This is a genomic window from Fictibacillus sp. Mic-4 (assembly GCF_049843615.1).
In the GTDB taxonomy this organism is placed as follows: domain Bacteria; phylum Bacillota; class Bacilli; order Bacillales; family Fictibacillaceae; genus Fictibacillus_A; species Fictibacillus_A gelatini.
Genome location: NZ_JBBHZM010000001.1, coordinates 65,808 through 80,250, shown reverse-complemented (window position 1 = coordinate 80,250; position 14,443 = coordinate 65,808). Strand labels below are relative to the sequence as shown.

16 protein-coding genes are annotated in these 14,443 nt (G+C 42.1%); 3 read left to right on the top strand and 13 right to left on the bottom strand.

What is annotated here, in order from left to right:
* Positions 1-117 precede the first annotated feature (117 nt).
* Positions 118-399 (top strand): YppG family protein, encoded by a 282-nt coding sequence (locus WD019_RS00395; RefSeq protein WP_026676113.1) that lies wholly within the window; start codon positions 118-120, stop codon positions 397-399.
* A 33-nt stretch (positions 400-432) separates the two neighbouring features.
* On the opposite strand, the gene WD019_RS00390 is transcribed toward WD019_RS00395, so the two are convergent.
* The 4 genes from WD019_RS00390 to WD019_RS00375 form a co-directional block, all read right to left on the bottom strand.
* Entirely contained in the window at positions 433-612 is a 180-nt protein-coding gene (locus tag WD019_RS00390) for a ComZ family protein (protein WP_026676114.1), read from the bottom strand.
* Positions 613-732: 120 nt separating this feature from the next.
* The gene (locus WD019_RS00385) at positions 733-1,632 is read right to left on the bottom strand and encodes an NAD-dependent epimerase/dehydratase family protein (protein WP_425710349.1); all 900 of its coding nucleotides are present in this window, start codon (positions 1,630-1,632) and stop codon (positions 733-735) included.
* A gap of 177 nt (positions 1,633-1,809) precedes the next feature.
* Positions 1,810-2,208, bottom strand: coding sequence for a hypothetical protein (locus WD019_RS00380; RefSeq protein WP_425710348.1), 399 nt, complete (start codon positions 2,206-2,208; stop codon positions 1,810-1,812).
* Between the two features lie 47 nt (positions 2,209-2,255).
* Positions 2,256-2,543 carry a hypothetical protein gene (locus tag WD019_RS00375; RefSeq protein ID WP_425710347.1) on the bottom strand — a complete coding sequence of 96 codons (288 nt, stop codon included), beginning with the start codon at positions 2,541-2,543 and terminating at the stop codon, positions 2,256-2,258.
* Between the two features lie 246 nt (positions 2,544-2,789).
* On the opposite strand from WD019_RS00375, the gene WD019_RS00370 reads away from it, so the two are divergent.
* Together WD019_RS00370 and WD019_RS00365 are read left to right on the top strand one after the other, a co-directional pair.
* Entirely contained in the window at positions 2,790-2,969 is a 180-nt protein-coding gene (locus tag WD019_RS00370) for a YjzD family protein (RefSeq protein ID WP_425710346.1), read from the top strand.
* A 64-nt stretch (positions 2,970-3,033) separates the two neighbouring features.
* Positions 3,034-4,194, top strand: a complete 1,161-nt coding sequence (locus tag WD019_RS00365) for a M20 family metallopeptidase (protein ID WP_026676118.1) — start codon at positions 3,034-3,036, stop codon at positions 4,192-4,194.
* A gap of 21 nt (positions 4,195-4,215) precedes the next feature.
* Here WD019_RS00365 and WD019_RS00360 read toward each other — a convergent pair whose 3' ends face one another.
* The 9 genes from WD019_RS00360 to argC form a co-directional block, all read right to left on the bottom strand.
* Positions 4,216-4,395 (bottom strand): YjzC family protein, encoded by a 180-nt coding sequence (locus tag WD019_RS00360; protein WP_026676119.1) that lies wholly within the window; start codon positions 4,393-4,395, stop codon positions 4,216-4,218.
* A gap of 77 nt (positions 4,396-4,472) precedes the next feature.
* Positions 4,473-4,838 carry a hypothetical protein gene (locus tag WD019_RS00355; RefSeq protein WP_026676120.1) on the bottom strand — a complete coding sequence of 122 codons (366 nt, stop codon included), beginning with the start codon at positions 4,836-4,838 and terminating at the stop codon, positions 4,473-4,475.
* A gap of 92 nt (positions 4,839-4,930) precedes the next feature.
* Entirely contained in the window at positions 4,931-5,878 is a 948-nt protein-coding gene (argF, locus tag WD019_RS00350; RefSeq protein WP_425710345.1) for an ornithine carbamoyltransferase, read from the bottom strand.
* The gene (locus WD019_RS00345) at positions 5,875-9,021 is read right to left on the bottom strand and encodes a carbamoyl phosphate synthase large subunit (protein WP_425710344.1); all 3,147 of its coding nucleotides are present in this window, start codon (positions 9,019-9,021) and stop codon (positions 5,875-5,877) included. The genes argF and WD019_RS00345 overlap by 4 nt, the downstream gene beginning before the upstream one ends.
* Positions 9,014-10,090 (bottom strand): carbamoyl phosphate synthase small subunit, encoded by a 1,077-nt coding sequence (locus WD019_RS00340; RefSeq protein ID WP_425710343.1) that lies wholly within the window; start codon positions 10,088-10,090, stop codon positions 9,014-9,016. The genes WD019_RS00345 and WD019_RS00340 overlap by 8 nt, the downstream gene beginning before the upstream one ends.
* Positions 10,091-10,166: 76 nt before the next feature.
* Complete coding sequence (locus WD019_RS00335; RefSeq protein WP_425710342.1) at positions 10,167-11,327, bottom strand: acetylornithine transaminase; 1,161 nt, start codon at positions 11,325-11,327, stop codon at positions 10,167-10,169.
* A complete protein-coding gene (gene argB / locus WD019_RS00330) occupies positions 11,324-12,073 on the bottom strand; it encodes an acetylglutamate kinase (RefSeq protein ID WP_425710341.1) in 750 nt (249 codons plus the stop codon). Before argB ends, WD019_RS00335 begins: the two co-directional genes overlap by 4 nt.
* A gap of 40 nt (positions 12,074-12,113) precedes the next feature.
* Positions 12,114-13,343: a bifunctional glutamate N-acetyltransferase/amino-acid acetyltransferase ArgJ gene (argJ, locus tag WD019_RS00325; protein ID WP_425710340.1), complete on the bottom strand. Its 1,230-nt coding sequence runs from the start codon at positions 13,341-13,343 to the stop codon at positions 12,114-12,116.
* Positions 13,344-13,370: 27 nt separating this feature from the next.
* Positions 13,371-14,408, bottom strand: a complete 1,038-nt coding sequence (argC, locus tag WD019_RS00320; protein ID WP_425710339.1) for an N-acetyl-gamma-glutamyl-phosphate reductase — start codon at positions 14,406-14,408, stop codon at positions 13,371-13,373.
* Positions 14,409-14,443: the final 35 nt, after the last annotated feature.

Sequence of the window (14,443 nt, the reverse complement as noted above, 5' to 3'; positions counted from 1 at the left end):
AAAATTTTATTTTTGTAAAGAAACATGAGGAACGACACACGTTATAAATTGTCCGGCATATTGTATGGTGAGAGAACAATTTGTGCAGGAGTATAAACTTTCGCGGGAGTGAGATGTATGCACTTTGATCCAAACGGATATCACCATCCTCCACATATGCGCGGTGGACACCCTCCTGGAATGAGACAAGAAATGATGGCTCCTCCAGTACCACGGCCTATTCCGATGAGGTTTAGAGGAGAAGGGTTTAATCCTTACGTTCGGCAAAGCTTTCTTGATAACTTTCGAACAAGGGAGGGAACAATAGATTATAATAAAATGATCGCGGTCATTGATCAAACCATGAAGGTTGCCCAACGAGTTTCCCCACTATTATCTATTTTCAAGAAAAAAGAGTAGAGAGCCGCACCTTAAAGGTTGGCTCTCATTTAATTAGCGCGCATTTTTCTTTCCTAATTCATAAGCCTCATTCAATATTTTTACCGCAAGACCCATCATTGGTTGAATATCCGCCATCGTGACATTAACCCCTTTTTGTCTGAGCCATGATTTTCCTTCAGGCAAATATTTCATGACGATTTGCATAAGCCTTAAATTCACTTCTGGATTCATCTTTTTTACCTCCATATTGATTTCACCAATAATGTAATGCGCTTATAAGTCACTAAAATATATAATGCATACTTCCTCTTATTTGTGTGGACAAATCGGCAGCATTTTTTGACGAAGGTGCTAGCGTTTTTGTCTGTTAAATATTGTCCGTTCGCTATGACGCATTTGTTTTTTAATCCCCTCTTCTACCGTCGTTCTTGGTTGAAAGCCAAGATCGTTTTTTGCCAATTTCCCAGAAATCATCATGTTTCTTTTTTCTTTAGGCAAATGCTCTACTTTTACTGATAATGCTTCCAATCCTCTCTTCCACTCGTCTCGCTTCCCGCTCGAGATATTGTATATTGCATTTTCAACCGGCTGCTTGGCAGCTAAATAAATGGATTCAACCGCATCCTCAACATATAAAACGTCCTCGGTTACCGAATCTTTTTCAAATTTGCACGAGTCTCCTTTAATCCTTGAATTAATAATGTTTTGAAACGTCATATCTCCTGGCTGCCACGGTCCATATACGGTAGGCAAGCGAAGAATGACAAACGGTATATTTTTTTCAGCCGAACGAACATGAACGTAATTTTCTTCCGTTAACTTAATTAGTCCGTATAACGTTTCAGGATTAGTCGCTGAAGTTTCCGTCACTTCGCCATGACGTTTTCCATAAACTTCATAAGAGGATACAAAGATGAGTTTCGTTTTTTTCGATGGGATCGCGTCATAAATTCGCTTTAACCTCTCAATATGTTGTTTGACATAATGTTCAATGTTGTGCCATCTGCAGTTTGGACGAACGGTACAGGCTAAGTGAAATATAACGTCTACACCTTTTAAATGCTTTTTCATATTTGTTTTTTCAATAGGCTCATTAATAAACTCGAAACACGCATTTCTTCCAATATAATCTAACTTTTCGGTGTTTTCTGTCCCGTCAATGCCGATCACTTCGATTTCATCCTCTAGCAACCTTGCACATAAATGCGAGCCGATAAATCCGCCTGCACCTGTAACGATTACTTTTCTCATACGAAGCCCCCGTTTCTTTTCCTCTCTTTATATCGTATTGTTTAAATTTCGAAACTTAACTTGTCTTCTGAACAAAATTGCTTCGCAAGCAACTTTTGTTCAGGAGCGAGTGACTTGCAAATATTTTTTTCTCATCTTATGAAGCAAAAAATCCCTACGAATCGTCATAGGGGGTGTTTATACTTCCTTTTCATATAGTTTATAGAAGTCTGTTATGTTGCCAAGTGACAGCCTTTTTTCAGGTAAATGAATAGATAGTTCAATTGGAGCATGAAGATGGTAGCGGATTTCTTCATATTTGCGGCTATGCACTTTAAAAGGAAATTGTACGCCGCTCGCTGCATGCCATATTTTCACTGGAACAGCCGATTGGTATGCGGAAAGATCAGCAAGCGTTTCAACGAACGGTTCAACATTTTTATTAGCGATTCCATAGGCCGCACCAATCTCTTTGACCGTTTGTTTATAAAATAGCCGATTCAGTTTCATCTGGTAAAAATGTCCTTTTAAATCAAGACAAGGGTTGATCAATAGGCAAGAGCGAATATTCCCCTGCATCTCTTCCATTAATTTCAAGGCAACAAGGGCTCCCATCCCTTCAGCAAGCAAATGGATTTTTGGATTTAAAATTTCGGATTTAATACATGATGATACAGTCTTTTTGCCAGAGTTACAGCTTTCGGGCTGCCCCAGTTTCGCCCATATAAGTTTGAATAAAAACATGTATATCCTCTATTTCTTAAATGTTGGATCAACCATAATCGTTCGTTTTGTTTCCAAAGGCTTGTTTTTTCATCTACAAAATGGTTAAGGTCACCAAGGATCATCACGCCGAATCCGCTTGGCTTTTTTGGAAGATGGATGACGTTCCACTGGCCATCTACATTAAAAAATCGTTCTTCAATACTCACGTTTCTCCCCCATTTGGTCATTTTAAAGTGTCATAAAATACGTTTAAAACAACCTTTTTAAACTATTTCTTCTCTAATGTATGCAGGGGAGTATCATTCGACAAAGAAAAATGTCTAAATTGATTCATATAAATTTAACATTATTGTGAAATTCAGTTTTACATGATTTGCACCCTTTTCTAATGAAGCAAGTTTTGTTAAGATGAGAGTAGATCAATCCGTTTACATAAAGTTGAGGTGAAAGTTATGCGTTTTATTTGGACTTTAATATGGTCGTTTTTGTTAAGCAATATGGCTTTTTATGTGTTAGGTTCAATGCAAGGTGGTAAATTCGATTTTACAACGGCGTCCATTTTTGGAGTGGTTTTCGCGCTTTTTATAACGGTAGTTGGTGAAATGCTTCCAAAAGAAGTCGAAGAGCATTAAATAGCAGCCCTAAGCACCTGGTGTAGGGCTTTTTTTCATACTATTTTTTGGGGGGAGAAAAGCGATGAAAGAGAACATCATACAGTTTCTTGATGAACAAACACCTTATTTCCGCCAAATCGGTGAGTATATTTGGAATCATCCTGAACTCGGCTTTAGCGAATTTAAATCATCACAAAAATTAATCGATGCGTTAACCGAACACGGATTTTCGATTAAACAGCCGGTCGATGGGATGGAAACGGCCTTTATCGCGACTTTTGACAGCGGTCTTCCAGGCAGAACCGTAGCTTTTCTTGCCGAATATGACGCGCTTCCTGAGCTTAATCATGCTTGCGGGCATAATCTAATTGGCACGATGAGTGTAGCAGCCGCTATTAGTCTGAGTAAAGCAGTACATTCGACCGGTGGAAAAGTTATCGTTTTTGGAACACCAGCGGAAGAAACAGGCGGAGCAAAAGTACCTCTGTCGGAAAAAGGCTATTTCAATGACGTTGATGTCGCATTAATGGCCCATCCGTTTCATCGGTATGAAGAAAGTGGTTCGAGTTTGGCGATGGAAGCGCTGCAATTCGACTTTTTCGGGAAATCAGCCCATGCAGCCGCAAGCCCTTATGAAGGAATCAACGCGCTTGATGCTGTTATTGCTCTTTTCAATCATATTAGCGCGCTAAGACAGCAGCTTACTTCCGATGTTCGCATTCATGGCATTATCACTGAAGGCGGCTCTGCCCCCAATGTGATTCCGGACAAGACGCAGGCAAAGTTTTATGTACGGGCAAATACAGCCGAACAGCTTCCGGATTTAATTGATAAAGTGAAAAACTGTGCAAATGCAGCGGCACTGGCGACAGGCTGTACAGTCGAAATGTCTTATTATGAGCTCGGCTATGCTAATTTATCAACCAATGAGCCCCTTTCTCATGCGTTTATGAAAAATCTTGTTGCGCTTGGTGTCTCTGAACAAGAAATTCATGCAAAATCGGATCATGGTTCATCAGATATTGGAAACGTCAGCAACAAAGTTCCCGCCATCCACCCATACATTAAAATCACAGACGAAGCATTTAATCTTCATACACCGGAGTTTTGCGAAGCAGCCAATTCCGACCGTGGCTATGAAGGAATGATCATTGGCGCGAAAGCTCTTGCGCTTACAGGCTATGATGTGCTTACAGACGCTGAACTGCATCAGCAAATTAAAGATTTTTTCAATCGAAAGTAACCCCTATCCGGGGTTACTTTTTTACGGCTTCCTTTTATAGGTCCATACTCGGTCATGATTGGTCGTTTCCGGGAACAATTCCCCCGCTTTTAATTTAATTTGTCTCGGGTTGTTCACCATGCTTCCAGTTTCTCCGATTTCGACATAAATTCCATTATTCGGAGCTTTTTGTCCATGTGTAAATTGATGTCGTTGTCCCATTCTTCCACCCCTTTCATAATGTTACTATCTCCAAAAAAGAAGAAAAACCCGAGCGGAAATTTTTCCACTCGGGTTTCTCAATAATAAGGTACAGCGGATACTCCGCCTATTCCCGCAAGTGGCAAGATCACCCTTTGAATCGAATAGCTGCTGACGGGCGCGGAGTAACCATAATACGGATAAGTTCGTTCATTATTATTTCGATCCTCTGTTGTTTCTTCTTGATTCGCTTCGACATAGGGAATCGCTAAATAAACATTTTGTTGATCGACAAATTCGATAAATCCATCGTACGAGTTCCCATCCATCAAAAGAACATTCACATGATTTTGCAAAAACTTCCTGCATTGTCTTTGCATCTTTTTTAAATGGGAAGGATGAAAATTATATTGCTGCTGTTGCATTTGTTGTTGATAAGCTGAATAATAATGATTTGGATACAACGGGCGACACCTCCTTACCCTTCCATGTTATTCTCCCTGGCTCAATTTGGTTATTTGTCCAGATGGATTCGGAGGAAATCGCCATCACTTTTTTATAGAATAGAGGCAAGCAATGCTTTTTGCGCATGAAGACGGTTTTCGGCTTCGGCAAAAACAACCGAATGCTTGCCGTCAATAATCTCAGCTGTTACTTCTTCACCGCGATGGGCAGGCAGACAGTGCATGAAAATATAATCATCTTTCGCATGTTTCATTAACTCACTGTTCACTTGATACGATTTAAACCATTCTTTTCTTTTTTCCGCTTCATCTTCAAAGCCCATGCTCGCCCAAACATCTGTATAGACAATATCACAGTTTTCTACACCTTCAACCGGGTCATGAGTCGTTTGAATTTGTGCCCCTGAATCTTTGGCGATCGACTGGGCCAGCTTTACGATTTCTGGCTTTGGCTCAAAGCCAGGCGGTGTTATAATTGTACAATCCATGCCTACTTTTGCAGCGCCAATCATGAGCGAATGGGCCATGTTGTTTCCATCACCGATATATGCTAATTTTTTGTCATGAAGAGACCCTTTATGTTCAGAAATCGTTAATAAATCGGCAAGCACCTGACACGGATGGTAATCGTCTGTAAGCCCATTAATGACCGGGATATCCGCATGCTCCGCTAATTCTTCGGCAATCGTATGCTCAAATGTGCGAATCATAATGGCGTCTAAATAACCGGATAATACTTTAGCTGTATCGGCAATTGTTTCACCGCGCCCCATTTGAATGTCTTTTGAACTTAAGTAAATGGCGTGGCCGCCGAGTTGCAACATCCCGACTTCAAAAGAGACGCGTGTTCTTGTCGATGATTTTTCAAAAATCATTCCGAGTATTTTTCCAGATAAAAGATTGGATGATTTATTTTCTTTTTTCTTTAAAAGTTTCGCATAATCGATAATTCCGTTAATTTCATCAAGCGTCCAGTCAGCGAGTGTTAGTAAATCCTTTCCTTTTAATGAGGTGCTCCCAAATGCTTTTGCTATATTCATGATTTAAACACTTCCTTTTCGGTTAGTAATTGCTCCATATCACTGATCCCCGGTTTGCTGCCAGCTAGCTGCAGACTTTCTAAATACGCTTCACACGTTTGCCAATGGGTCCATACATGAAGCCGGTTTAACATTGCGGTTTGCAATTGATCGGCTTTCTTGTTTGTCGCCGGGCTGAAATAAATTTGTTTTTCTTCACATTTGATCCACTTTTCAAACGGGCATTCATCTGCAAAAATAACGTTAAATCCTGCCGACATCCATTTTTGCAATAGATGTTGCTTTTCTTTCTCCACTTGCTCCCGGTCAAGATCGACATAAAGGCTTCCTTTTATTTTCCAAAGATCAGGAAGACCGCCAGCTGCCCCTTTTAATGCCTTAAATAACGCTTCGTTCTTATTTGCGCTTATTCCGATCACTTCACCAGTTGATTTCATGATCGGGGATACGGTCGGATCTAATCCCGGAAGTTTAATGTTGGAAAATACCGGTGCTTTTACCGTGAAAAAATCATTATCGAAAAAGTCTTTCACGAAGCCCTGTTCAGCAAGTGTTCTACCTAAAAGTACGTTCGTTGCCACGCCAATTAAGTTTATTCCGGTGATCTTGCTAAAAATAGGAACCGTTCTTGACGCTCTCGGGTTAATTTCCAAAACATAAACGGTATCATCTTTAATGACAAACTGGATATTAAACATTCCTTTAAAGTTCATTGATTGCGCGATGCGTTTTGTAAACGATAGAATCGTTTCTTTATCTTTTTTCGTCAGACTTACAGGCGGCGTAATCGCGATACTGTCTCCGGAATGCACTCCCGCCGTTTCAATATGTTCAAATATGCCCGGGACAAAAATATTCCTTCCGTCTGTTACAACATCGACTTCAGCTTCTTTTCCGCATACGAACTGATCGACCAAAATTGGATAGAAGGCAGTTGCAGATTGGATGTACTGCTTCAATTCAAGCTCATTGTGCAAAATAACCATTCCGCTTCCGCCAATTACGTAAGAAGGGCGAAGCAATATCGGAAAGCCGAGGATGTTCGCAAAATGGATCAATTCCGTTTCGTTCTCCGCAGTTTCACCCGGAACGTGCGGAATTCCGAGTTGCTTTAGGAAGTCATAAAAACGTTCGCGATTTTCCAATTCATCAATTAAATCAGCATGTGAGCCAAGTATCGTGATTCCCGCATTTTCTAAACGTTGTGCCAGATTGATTGCCGTCTGCCCGCCAAACTGGAGGATCACCTGGTCTATTTGTTCAAATTCTAATACATTCATGACATCTTCAAATGTTAATGGTTCAAAATAAAGCGTATCCGCCACTTCAAAATCCGTGCTGACCGTTTCCGGATTATTATTAATTAAAATTGTCTCAATGCCGGCTATTTGTGCAGCGAGGCAAGAGTGGACTCCGCAATAATCAAATTCAATTCCTTGCCCGATTCGGATAGGACCAGAACCGATAATGGCGATTTTTCTACGGGTAGAAGCGACTCTGTCACTCGCTCCGTGCCAACTGGAATAGTAATACGCCGTTTGAGTTGTAAATTCTGCGCTACATGTGTCGACCATTTTATACGAAGGGACGATGCCCCATTCTTTTCGTTTCGCGCGAATATCATCTTCCGTTTTGTTCCAAACCGCAGCTAAAAGTTGATCTGAAAACCCTTTTTGCTTTACGAATTTCAAAAAAGATGGCGATACATCTTCAAAGCGATACGAAACAATTTGATTGTAACTATCAATTAATTGTTGGAAGTTTTCCAGAAAATAAAGTTGAATGCCTGTCGCTTTATGAACCGCCTCAACCGTCACTTTGCGTTTCAAAAGCTCCATGATCGCGAAAAAGCGTCGATCATCTGCAACGTTTACGATTTTCCAGAGAGCTTCATCGCTCCAGGCTTCCATTTCTTTGAGGCAAAACCCGCTCGTGTTCAATTCTAATGAGCGGACCGCCTTCTGAACTGCTTCTTGCAAATTCCTGCCTATGGCCATCACTTCTCCGGTTGCTTTCATTTGTGTACCGAGTGTTCGATTGGCAAGCGGAAATTTATCAAACGGCCATCTTGGCATTTTTACCGTGATATAATCAAGAGCCGGTTCAAAACTTGCATAGGTGTAGCCCGTAACGGGGTTTTTCAATTCATGCAAGTAATAGCCGATGCTTAATTTCGCTGCGATTTTTGCAATCGGATAACCCGTTGCTTTCGAAGCTAAAGCAGATGAGCGGCTAACCCGTGGATTTACTTCGATTAAGTAATAGTTCGAACTGTGCGGATCAAGGGCAAACTGAATGTTACATCCGCCGACAATCCCTAAAGCACGGATAATTTTTAGCGCTGATGATCGGAGCATATGGTATTCTTTATCCGTTATCGTCTGGCTTGGCGCGACAACGATTGAATCCCCGGTATGAACGCCGACCGGATCGATATTTTCCATGTTGCACACGGTAATGCATGTGTCATTCGCATCACGCATTACTTCATACTCGATTTCTTTATACCCGGCAATGCTCTTTTCAATTAAACATTGACCGATTGGACTTGAAGCAAGACCATTTGTCACGATTTCGACCAACGATTTTTGATCTTGTGCAATTCCTCCGCCAAAGCCTCCGAGCGTGTAAGCCGGGCGGATGATAATCGGGTAACCCGCTTCATTTGCAAACGCAACGGCTTCTTCCGTTGAATTGACAATTTCGCTTTTTGGAACAGGCTCTCCTAATTCGTACATCAATTGGCGGAAACATTCCCGGTCTTCCGCCTTGACAATTGATTCGATTTCCGTCCCGAGCAATTTCACGTGATGATCTTCAAGAACCCCTTTTTGATAAAGGTCGAGGGCAAGATTTAAGCCCGTTTGTCCGCCGACCGTTGCGAGCAAACCATCCGGCCGTTCTTTTTTTATAATTTCGGTTACCGTTTCAACCGTCAGCGGCTCAAAATAAACTTTATCGGCATATGTTTTATCCGTCATAATCGTTGCCGGATTGTTGTTGACAAGGATTACTTCAAGCCCTTCTTCTTTTAGAGCGCTACACGCCTGCGTCCCAGAATAATCGAACTCCGCCGCCTGCCCGATAACGATCGGCCCCGAACCGATGACTAGCACTTTTTGTATCGTTTGCAGTTTAGGCATATGATTTTGCCTCCTTTCGCTCTCCCATTCGCTCAATGAACTCGGTAAAAATAAATTCATAATCTCTTGGTCCCGGATGGGCTTCCGGGTGGAATTGTGTTGTAATGATGCTGTATTTTGTGTGAACCATGCCTTCTACCGTTGAATCGTTCACGTTTTTATATAAAACTTGAAAGCCAGTCCCCGCCAGGGTTTCTTCTTCTACAACATAGCCGTGATTTTGCGAAGACAGGCTGACTTTGTTTGTTTTCAAATTCATTACTGGATGATTGGCACCGCGATGCCCGAATTTCATTTTTCTCGTATTTCCGCCAAACGCTAACGCCATTAACTGATGACCAAGACAAATGCCCATCGTCGGGAAGTTTTCCGCTAATTTTTTATAAAGGGGCATATACGGCTTTAATTCTTTCGGATTTCCTGGTCCATTGGAAAAAAGAATACCGTCCGGTTTTAATCCGTAGATTACTTCTTCTTTTGCATCAAACGGAACGACCGTCACTCTGCAGCCTTTTTCTAGCAGCGCCTGTACTATCGATTTTTTATAGCCGAAATCCATTAAAACGACATGATGGTTGCCTTCGCCGTATGTTTGGATGTCTTTTGTCGCGACTTCTTTTACAAGCTTTGCTTGAATCCCGATGTCTTCTTGAAAATTCTTTAATGCTTCTAAATCGTTCGTTATCATCCCTTTCATATCACCCTCATCGCGGATCACTTTAATAAGAGTCCGTGTATCGACGTTCGACATAAATGGGATATGATGTTTTTTAAGTTTTTCAGCAAATGTCGTATTTGCCTGATAATGATGCCCTTTTTCATAAACTTCTCCGGTAATGACTCCGGAAACGGTAGGTGCGGACGATTCAAAATCATCCATATTCATTCCGTAATTTCCGATTAACGGATAGGCAAATACAACGATTTGCCCGTGGTACGATGGATCAGATATCACTTCTTGATAGCCCGTCATACCCGTATAAAAAACGACTTCTCCACTCACTGGATTGTCTCCATGCCACGTTCCTTCAAATGTCATTCCATTTGAGAGCACGATATAACCCTCCATGGTTTCTCGACTCCTTTTTCTGTATTTCTATTGATTAGTTTGTATTTTTATGCAATTAAATGTATAAAAAATGACTTTACACGTCTATTGCTAAAAGTTGATCTTTAAGTACTTTTTCGATTAACTTGACCGCCTGTCTGATTTCTTCCTGGCTTACAGTTAACGGCGGCAATAAGCGGATTACTTTTTCACCTGCAGGAACGACTATGAGTCCTTCCTTTCGAAGGGCTGTCACGATCTTTTCCGCATTATCCTTTAACTCAATACCGATCATCAAGCCTTTTCCTCGAATTTCTTCTACACTCTCTATCTCCTTTACTTTTTCATTTAATAATGAAAGAAGATAGTTTCCTTTTTCACTAACGTCTCTTAAAAAGTCGTCCTGGAAAATTTCCGTCAGGACGGCATCCGCTACGGCCATTGCGAGCGGGTTGCCGCCAAATGTCGTTCCGTGGCTTCCCGGTCCAAAGGCATCTTTCAAATACCCTTTCCCCATTAACGCACCAACTGGAAATCCATTCCCCAGCCCTTTGGCGAGCGTCACAATATCTGGTGATAGATGGTAATGTTCAAAAGCGAATCTCTTGCCAGTTCGCCCGATCCCGGTTTGCACTTCGTCAATCATGAATAAAATATGATTTTCGTTGCAGTATTGCTCGATTTGTCCAAGAAACTCATGATTGGCCGGGATGACGCCGCCTTCACCTTGAATCACTTCGATTAAGACTGCCGCCGTATTTTCATCTACTTCTTGTCTAAATGCGTTGAAATCATTAAACGGAACATGTACAAACGTCGGAAGCATTTCGCCAAAGCCGGCTTTTATTTTATCCTGGCCGGTTGCCGACATGCTGGCGAACGTTCTTCCGTGGAACGATTGCTTAAAGGTGATAATTTTCGTTTTTCCTGTATATTTCCGCGCCAATTTAATGGCCGCTTCGTTTGCTTCCGCCCCGCTGTTGCAAAAGAAGACGAGATCGCACGGTGAATGGCTGGTGAGTTTTTTTGCGACAACCTCCTGTTTTTCGATCGTAAAAAGGTTGCTAATGTGCCAGAGTGTTTCAGCCTGTTCCTTGAGCTTCTTTACGACTGCCGGATGACAATGCCCTAAATTGCAAACCGCAATTCCGCAAGCAAAATCAAGGTACTCGTTTCCTGCCTTATCATATAAAAACGTTCCGCTTCCACTCGTAATGTCAAGTTCCCATCTTTTATAGGTCGGGAACAATGTACTCATACTAATACCTCCTCATGGACGATTTTCGTTCCATCTAACTGTTTGCCGACAATCATCACTTCCCTGATTTTCGACTCCAAACATTTAAGAGCGGCCTCTACTTTCGGAATCATGCCGCCATAAATGATGCCTTGTTGAATGAGTTGCTGGATTTCCAGTGGTGTCGTCTCTTTTATCGTTTGGCCGTTATGTTTGATGCCATCGACATCCGTTACTAACATTAACGTTTCGGCGTGGATTTTTCTCGCGATTTCTGAGGCTACTGTATCGGCATTAATGTTTAGCACTTCTCCGCTTGCTGTTCGCCCGACCGATGCAACCACGGGAACGATCCCAAGGTCGAGTATCGAAAGAAGGAACCTGCTGTTCACATCTTCTATTTGCCCGACATAGCCAAGGCTCGCTTCATCTAAAAAGCTCGCTTCCAAGAGATGATCGTCACTTCCGTTCAATCCAACTGCCCGGATTCCTGCATCGTTCAGTAAACGGACAACAAAAGGATTCACTTTTCCTGTTAGGACCATTTCGACGATTTCGATCGCTTCCTTCGTCGTTTTCCTTAAGCCGTTATGAAACTCCGACTTGATGTTCAATTGATTTAAATAGCGGTTGATTTCTGGACCTCCGCCATGAACAATAACGAGTTTCTGTCCATTTTCTTGCATAGCCTTTAATTTTTCATAAAAATTAGCGGTTAAATCATAAAGCGAACTCCCCCCAAGCTTTACGACGATGATTTCTCCCATTCGGGGACCTCCTTTCCTCTCTTTTCTATACGGATAACTATTATGTTCGATAGCTGCCATTAATATGGACGTAATCGTATGTTAAGTCGCAGCCCCAGGCTTTTCCTTTTCCTGTTGAGAGATGAAGATCGACTTCTATTTTTATTTCATTTCCTTTCAAATACTGCGTAACCTCTTCTTCTGAATAAGCTTGAATCTCACTAGCAGCGAGTACTGGCGTTTTTCCAATCGAAATGTCAATCGTTTTCGGGTCAATTTGTGCTCCGCTGTAACCGATCGCGCAAATGATCCGCCCCCAGTTAGCATCACAGCCAAAAGCAGCTGTTTTTACTAACGGCGAGCCGACGATCGTTTTTGCAACCTTTCTCGCTTCCTCATCAGATCGTGCGCCCTTTACTTCCACTTCAATTAATTTCGTTGCTCCTTCTCCATCGCTTGCAATCGCCTTCGCCAGATCTGTCGACACCATTTTTAACGCTTCAATAAAAACAGGGAAGTCTGGATGCTCAGGTGTCAATTCCTTATGTTCCGCCATTCCGTTTGCCATTACGATAACCATGTCATTTGTGGACGTATCGCCATCGATCGTAATGCTATTAAACGTTTCATCCGTTATTTGCTTTAGCGCGGCCTGTAAATTTTCGTGCGAGATAACCGCATCCGTCGTAATAAAAGCAAGCATTGTCGCCATATTCGGGTGAACCATGCCAGATCCTTTCGCCGTTCCCGCAATCGTTACGTCTTTGCCGTCCACTTGAAACTGATAACATGTATTTTTCGATACGGTATCGGTCGTTAAAATCGCCTGGCTGAAATCGATCGAGCCTTGAAGCGTTGCTTCGGGCGCCAATTCTTCAATTCCTTTTAGAATATTTTCCATCGGCAAAAGCTCACCGATTACTCCTGTAGAAGCGACAGCGACAAGATGTTCATCGATTTGAAATCGTTCGCTGACCGCCTGTCTCATTTCATACGCATTTAAAAGCCCTATTTTGCCCGTGCACGCATTCGCATTGCCGGAGTTGACGAGAATGGCCTGCAGTTTGCCTTCTGTTTCAATGCTTTTTCTCGTCACTTCAAGCGGCGCTGCCTGAATTTTATTCGTTGTGTATACAGCTGCGGCCGCCGCGGGTTTTTCACTATAAATCAGGCTCAAGTCTTTCTTTTTATGTTTAATTCCGCAGTGGATGCCGCAGGCGCTGAACCCGATTGGTGATGCTATATTTTTATCCGTTACTTTTTTAATCGTTGTTACGGAATGATCAATCATCTTATTCTCCCCTTCTAGTTTCATGTATTATGGATAAATAGGGCTCCCCTCAAGCCCCGCTGTCTCTTCAAATCCAAAGAGCATGTTGAAGTTTTGTACGGCTTGCCCGGCCGCTCCTTTCATCAAATTGTCAATGCAGGAGACGATGGTGAGCCGATCTGTTCGCATATCTAAAGCGATTCCGATATCACAATGATTGCTTCCATACACTTGTTTCGTCATTGGAAAATGGCCTTCCCGCTCAATCCGGACAAAGGGAGAATCTTTATAATGACGATGGAAACTTTCATAAATTTGAGTTAGCGTCACACGTTCTTTCTTTTGCGCATAAATCGTGCTCATAATGCCACGTGTCATTGGAACGAGGTGGGTGCTGAATGTTACCGGTGAATTCTCGCCCATCCATGAAGCCATCATTTGTTCAATTTCCGGAATATGTTGATGTTGGTTCACTTTATAAATGCTGAAATTTTCATTGCACATCGCAAAATGGGTGGCAGCTGAAGGCGACTGCCCCGCCCCTGATACGCCAGACTTCGCATCGATGATGATGGTGCTTGCGTCTATTAATCTATCATTTAAAAGCGGCCCTAACGCAAGCAAGACAGACGTTGGATAACATCCCGGATTTGCAATTAATTGCGCATTTTTAATCGCTTCTTTATTCCATTCGCAAAGCCCGTAGACGGACTTTTCGAGCCATTTTAAAGGAGCAGGCTCCTTTTTGTACCACTTGTTATATACAGCACCGTCATTTAATCGGTAATCCCCAGCTAAGTCAATTACCTTAATGCCCTTCTCTAAAAGAGGTGGAAGCACTTTCGTCGATACACCAGAAGGCGCCGAAGAAAAAACGATGTCAAGGTTTTCCACCATTTCATCCACAATGATTGGTTTCATTGGATCATTTACATAATTTTGCAAATGAGGGTAAAGGTCGTCAATCATTTTTCCGTCATTGCTGGATGTATAAAGGCTCAATGATTCGATATAGGGATGCCGATGCAACAACCGGATTAATTCAACACCTCCATAACCTGATGCCCCTATAATTCCAACCTTCATTTAAGTCACCCCTCAACGTTAAATTATGTATTATT